The organism is Mycobacterium sp. TH-M15 (genome assembly GCF_057473705.1).
In genome coordinates, this window is sequence record NZ_JBYCLB010000414.1 from 1 (window position 1) to 1,609 (window position 1,609).

Annotated in this window: 2 protein-coding genes and 1 pseudogene; 1 reads left to right on the plus strand and 2 read right to left on the minus strand. The window is 71.1% G+C overall.

Translation table 11 applies throughout. From position 1 onward, the window contains the following. Positions 1-391, minus strand: a 391-nt coding sequence (locus AC2VNT_RS10075) for an exodeoxyribonuclease VII large subunit (protein WP_486946719.1), incomplete at its 3' end; no start/stop codon positions are given. Then, positions 388-993 (minus strand): lipid droplet-associated protein, encoded by a 606-nt coding sequence (locus AC2VNT_RS10080; RefSeq protein ID WP_486946720.1) that lies wholly within the window; start codon positions 991-993, stop codon positions 388-390. The genes AC2VNT_RS10080 and AC2VNT_RS10075, both read right to left, overlap by 4 nt. Positions 994-1,082: 89 nt before the next feature. Here AC2VNT_RS10080 and AC2VNT_RS10085 point away from each other — a divergent pair. After that, positions 1,083-1,609, plus strand: a pseudogene (locus AC2VNT_RS10085) (4-hydroxy-3-methylbut-2-enyl diphosphate reductase); the annotation flags it as partial.

Consider the following 1,609-nt stretch of genomic DNA (forward strand, 5'->3'; position numbering starts at 1 on the left):
AGAGCCCCTCGGCGTCGAGCAGTTGGCGTAGCCGTTCGATCCGAGCCAGCAGCTCGCCGATGCCGACGGCCCGGATCTCGCTGAGCCGCAACGAGAAGGTTCCCCGGCGGGTGTAGAAATTGGGCCGGCCGCAGACCACCACCTGGGTGCCTTCGGTCAGCTCGACGGGTGACCGGCTGACCAGGTCACGGCCGCAGGTCACGCTCAGCGACATGTCGGCGGCCGGGTCGCGAAGCACCATGAACACGGTGCCGGGCCGCTCCGTGATCTGGGTCAGCTGACCCTCCACCCAGACCGCACCCAGCTTCTCGATCCAGCCCGCGACCCGGACGGCGACCGCGCGGACCGGGAACGGGTTCTCCGGGGAGCTTCCCGGCGCAGCTGCGGTCACTTCGCGGTCGCGCGGGTGATCCTGTTGGCCAGCAGGGTCTGAAACGGTGCCCGCGCCTTGGTGGCTTCCTCGTAGGCCAGCAGCGCCTCCAGGTCGGCGACGCCGAGGTTGCTCAGTCGGGCCCGCAGCTGGGCCAGGGTCAGCGTTCCGTAGCCGAGCTCGACGGCCACCGCGGGCTCCGGGACGGCCTGGCCGGCCCGGGTGGGCGTGGTCTCGCCGGTCGGCGAGGCCGGTTGGCCGGCGCCGTCGCCGGCGCCGTCGTCGAAGGAGTAGAGCGCGAACCGTCCCTCGCCCCGGTGGTCCGGGTCGGCGCCGGCCGGCTCGGCGGCCGTCCCGGCCGGCGCCTGACCACTCTCCAGGTCGTCGTCGAACTGCGCCCACGCCGGTTGCTCGTCCTTCGGCGGGAACAGCGTCTCCAGGGTCGAGTCGCCCTTGACGGCCAGCTCCGCCAGACCCTGCTGCCAGCGCATGACGAAATGCGCCGTCTGGCTCATCAACGTCACCGGGTAGGTCAGCACGGTGTGCGGCAATCGCTTGGTCTCCTCGACGGCGACGGTCACCGCGCCCACCAGCAGCCGGACTCCATATGGTGCAGTACCCATGGGTGACAGCCTGCCTTAACCTCCGGTCAACGCCAAGCGGGCCAGCGTCACCTGGCGTGGCCACCGCGGCGGAACGTACCCTGATTGCCATGCCGGCACTCAACGTGGGAACGCCCGGGACCGAGGTGTCCGCAGCCGGTGTCGGGACCGGCAAGCGGGTGCTGCTGGCCGAGCCCCGCGGCTACTGCGCCGGCGTGGACCGGGCGGTCGAGACGGTCGAGCGTGCCTTGGAGCAGCACGGCGCGCCGGTCTACGTCCGACACGAGATCGTGCACAACAAGTACGTGGTGGAGACGCTGACCAACAAGGGCGTGGTCTTCGTCGACGAGGCCGAGGAGGTGCCCGAGGGCGCCATGGTGGTGTTCTCCGCGCACGGGGTGGCCCCGACCGAGCACACCACCGCCGCCGAGCGCGGCCTGCGGGTCATCGACGCGACCTGCCCGTTGGTCTCCAAGGTGCACAACGAGGCCAAGCGGTTCGCCCGGGACGGCTACGAGATCCTGCTGATCGGTCACACCGGCCACGAAGAGGTCATCGGCATCACCGGCGAGGCGCCCGAGCATGTGCGCCTGGTCGACGGGCTGGACGCGGTGGACGCGGTGACGGTGCGGGATCC

Coding starts and splice junctions, on each gene's coding strand:
- AC2VNT_RS10080 (WP_486946720.1), bottom strand. CDS start 993: ATGGGTACTGCACCATATGGAGTCCGGCTGCTGGTGGGCGCGGTGACC.